The 3,814-nt window shown below is 69.0% G+C and carries 4 protein-coding genes and 1 pseudogene; all 5 read right to left on the minus strand.

Features of this window, described 5'->3' with window-relative positions; genetic code table 11:
• Nucleotides 1-43: 43 nt before the first annotated feature.
• The gene (locus E4099_RS30170; protein WP_135342287.1) at nucleotides 44-778 is read right to left on the minus strand and encodes an SDR family oxidoreductase; all 735 of its coding nucleotides are present in this window, start codon (nucleotides 776-778) and stop codon (nucleotides 44-46) included.
• Nucleotides 779-880: 102 nt separating this feature from the next.
• Complete coding sequence (locus E4099_RS30175; RefSeq protein WP_135342288.1) at nucleotides 881-1,246, minus strand: antibiotic biosynthesis monooxygenase family protein; 366 nt, start codon at nucleotides 1,244-1,246, stop codon at nucleotides 881-883.
• 29 nt (nucleotides 1,247-1,275) lie between these two features.
• Entirely contained in the window at nucleotides 1,276-1,893 is a 618-nt protein-coding gene (locus E4099_RS30180) for a nitroreductase family deazaflavin-dependent oxidoreductase (protein ID WP_135342289.1), read from the minus strand.
• Nucleotides 1,894-1,914: 21 nt separating this feature from the next.
• Complete coding sequence (locus tag E4099_RS30185; protein WP_245245312.1) at nucleotides 1,915-3,609, minus strand: NAD(P)/FAD-dependent oxidoreductase; 1,695 nt, start codon at nucleotides 3,607-3,609, stop codon at nucleotides 1,915-1,917.
• A 59-nt stretch (nucleotides 3,610-3,668) separates the two neighbouring features.
• Nucleotides 3,669-3,814: pseudogene (locus E4099_RS34665) on the minus strand (ketosynthase chain-length factor); the annotation flags it as partial.

Genomic DNA, 3,814 nt, shown 5'->3' on the forward strand with positions numbered 1-3,814 from the left:
GGGTGCGGGTCGGGCATGTCGGTCCTCTCCTGGGGTGGGGCGTTCAGAAGCGCCCGCCGCCTGCCGCGATCCGTTGGCCGGTGATCCAGCGGGCTTGGTCGGAGGTGAGGAAGCCGACGATGTCCGCGATGTCCTCCGGTTCCCCCAGGCGGCCGAGGGGGGTGCGGGAGAGGACCTGGTGGACCAGTGCGTCGGTCATGTCCTCCTCGGCGCTGGTGCCCGCGGTCAGGCCGGGCAGCACGCAGTTGACGGTGATGCCGCGCGGGCCGAGTTCTTGGGCCAGCACCCGTGCCATCGCCTCGCCGGCCGCCTTGCTCGCCGCGTACAGGGCCAGGCCGGGCAGGTGTCCGGCCGGGTTCTGGGTGGAGATCACCACGATCCGGCCGCCGTCGCGCAGCCGGCGGGCGCCTTCGCGCAGGGCGACGAACGTGGGCCGCGTGTTGGTGTCGAAGTGGAGGTCGTACGCTTCGTCGTCGGCCTGGGCGAACGGGCTGGGGTGGCACACGCCGGCATTGCTCACCAGCACGTCCAGGCCTCCGTAGTGGTCCTGGGCGGTGTCGAACAAGGCGAGCAGTTGCCGGGGGTCGGTGACGTCGGCCTGGGCGGCGACCGCGCGTCCGCCGCCGGCCTCGATGGCGGCGACCACCTGTTCGGCGGCCGTGCGGCGGGAGCGGTAGTTGACGACCACGGCGGCTCCGTCGGCGCCGAGCCGTTCGGCGATCGCCCGTCCGATGCCCCGTGAGGCTCCGGTGACGAGCGCGACCTTGTGCTGCGTCATGGCAGGACGTCCTTTGCCTCGATGGGGTTGCCCGCTCGCCGCGCCCGGCCGGGCCGGTGTGCTGCGCCGTCGGTGAGCGGCCCGGCCGGGGGCGCGCGGGGGTCAGGCGACGCAGATCCCCTCGACGGCGATCTTCTCGTAGACGTGCGGGTAGGCCGTGATCCCTGCCGGGTACTTGGCCGCCGACTGCTGGAACTCAGGCTTGCTGAAGGCGGCCAGGAGGGCCTGGGTGGATTCCCAGACGGCCACGTTGACCAGCAGGCGGCTGCCCGCGGTGCCCTTGTGCAGCTGGGTGTGGATGCAGCCCGGACTGGCCTTCATGTACGCGGCGTCCTCCTGCCAGATCGTCAGGAACTGCTCGTACAGGTCGGGCGGTACGTCGAAGACGTTGACCAGGGTGATGGGCCCGGTCTTCTCCTGGAACTGCTGCGGCAGCGGGGTGGACGGATCCAGGGCTTCGATCTTCATGTGCTTCCTTCCGCCGGGGGTGGGGGTGCTCACAGCTGCTGCGGGTCGAGGTCATCGGGGGTGATCTCGATGACCGGGATGGGGCGGCTGGCGCGCTTTTGGAACTCGGCGATGAACGGGAAGACCTCGGTGAACTGGCGCCACCTGCGGTCGCGTTCGGCGCCGGTGAGGATCCGTGTGGTGGCCGGGAACTGCTCGGGGCCGATGTCGACGCTCACCTGCGGGGTCGCCCGCACGTTGTGGTACCAGGCGGGGTGGCTGGCCCGCGGGCCGCCGGGCACGTCGAAGTGGCCGGGGGCGGCGCACACGATGTAGCGGCCGTTGTCGTAGACGTACCCGACCGGCACGGTGCGCGGCAGGCGTGTCCTGCGGCCGGTGGTGGTCAGCAGCAGCGCGTCCAGGCGCCCGAAGTGCCCCATGATCTTTCCGCGGGAGGCGCGGTACAAGAACAGGTGCAGGCGCAGGAAGGAGGTGTTGACCTTCTTGACGTACTTGTTGGGCGGTTTGGAGTACAGGTAGACGTTCAGGCGGGTGAAGGCCTGGACCAGGGGGTTGGTGTTCTCCATCTGCGGGCGGGTGGAGGACCACGAGGACAAGGCGGCCTTGTCCTCGGCCTTGGGCTGGGTCTTGGGCTGGGTCTGCGGCATGGGCCGGTCCTTCTGGTGGCTCTAGAGCGGCTTCCTGCCCTTGAGGGCGGAGCGCAGGGAGCTGGTCACCAGCGAGCGGGCGATCTCCCGCATCTCGCCGGCGGGGGCCTTGCGCAGCGACCAGTTCATGAACTTGGCGACCATCGCGGTCGTCGGGTACACGAAGCGGGTGGACTCCTCGTCCTTCCAGCCGAACACCGGGTTCAGGCCCTCGCAGGAGCGCAGTGCCGCGAAGATGGTGTCTGCCGCGGTGTCCCCGTCGAGTTCGCCGACCTCGTACTTCTCGCAGGTCTCCGCGGTCAGCTCCAGGATCTTCTTGAACTCCTCGTGGGGCCACCACAGGCCCGGGTAGGGGGTGTTCTCCAGGTCCTTCAGGTGCTGCTCGTCGCCGTCGAGTTCGTAGTCGACGCGGGCCCGGTGGAGCCGCATGACGCCGGGGGTGAGGAATCCGCCCCACACGCGGAAGACCGCGTTCCACAGCCGGAAGTGGGAGAAGGCGATGTAGGAGGCGTTGACGAGGTCGTCGTTGTACTGGAGCAGGCCGCGCTCCAGTTGCTCGACGTAGGCGAACCGCTCCAGGGACCAGTCGTCGTCCTTTACGGATTGCAGGATGCGGGTGCACAGCGCGTACACCACCTCGAAGGTGTTGGACAGGCCGCGCGAGTAGAGGGGGTCGAGGAATCCGGCCGCGTGGGACATCAGGCACCAGCGGGGGCCGATCGAGCGGCTGGAGGAGTACTGCAGCCGGTCGGTGGAGACCCATTCGCGGACCCGCTTGGCGCCCACGAACTGTCGTTTGACCGCCGGATACCGGTCGAGGAAGGAGCGCCATTCCTCCTCGGGGGTCAGGTCCTTGGGCTTGGGGTAGGTGCGCTCGTCCATGGTCAGGCCCACCGAGCACATCGGGTTCTTCGAGCCCTTGACGTTGTCGAAGGGGATGATCCAGAACCAGCCGCGTTCGATGAGGTGGTGCAGGGTGCCGCCGTGCCAGGGTGCGGGCGGCCGCAGGCTCACCGGGTGGTGGGAGACCTCGTCGAAGGGTTTGACGCCGATGTAGTGGGTGAACATCGACCGGGCGTGGTGCTTGAAGCGGGTGGGCTGCTCGCGCAGGGAGAACTTCTGTGCGAGCGGGGAGCGGAAGCCGCTGGCGTCGATCAGGTACTTGGCGCGGAACACCTCGCCGTTGCGGCCGGTGACGGTGACCCCGTCGTCGTCGAAGTCGAGGTCGGTGGCGAGCCAGTTCTGCCGGGTGAGGCAGCCGTACTTGGCGGCGACGTTGAAGTAGTACTGGTCGCTGTCCTGCCGGAACAGGTGGCTGGCGTCGGTGAGGACCTTGGGGATGACGAACATGGTCGCCTCCCTGGGGTCGGGTTCCTTGCCGGCGTCGTGCTTGATGAACCCGAAACTCTGCTTCTTGCCGTGGTGCGGCCCCAGATGGTCCGCGACCGCCTTCACGTTCAGCAGATGGCCGATCTCGGGCACGTCGAAGCGGGACTTGAGGATGTGCAGCCACTCGATGAGCTGGGGCGTCATGGACTCGCCGACGGCGAAACGTGGATGCTGGCCGGCGTCGACCAAGACCACCTTGGCGCCCTGGCGGGCCAGGATCGCTCCGCTGACCGAGCCGGCCAAGCCCGATCCCAGGATGAACACATCGCAGTGCTGGACCTGTGCCGGCCCTGTGACCGGGCCCTTGGCCATGACCTTGCTGGGCATACGCGCCACCTTCTGTTCGGACGATGTCGGTGCCGTGCCCCTCGGGGCGCGGCCGGCGTTCACGGGGTGTACCGGCGCACGACCATGGCGGAGTTGAATCCGCCGTATCCGCGGGCGAGGACCAGTGCGGTGTCCACCCGGGCGGGGCGCTCCCCGCCGGTGACCAGGTCCAGGCGGTAGGCGGGGTCGGGGGTGATGTGGGCGG

The sequence above is a fragment of the Streptomyces palmae genome, assembly GCF_004684805.1.
Taxonomy (GTDB): Bacteria; Actinomycetota; Actinomycetes; order Streptomycetales; family Streptomycetaceae; genus Streptomyces; species Streptomyces palmae.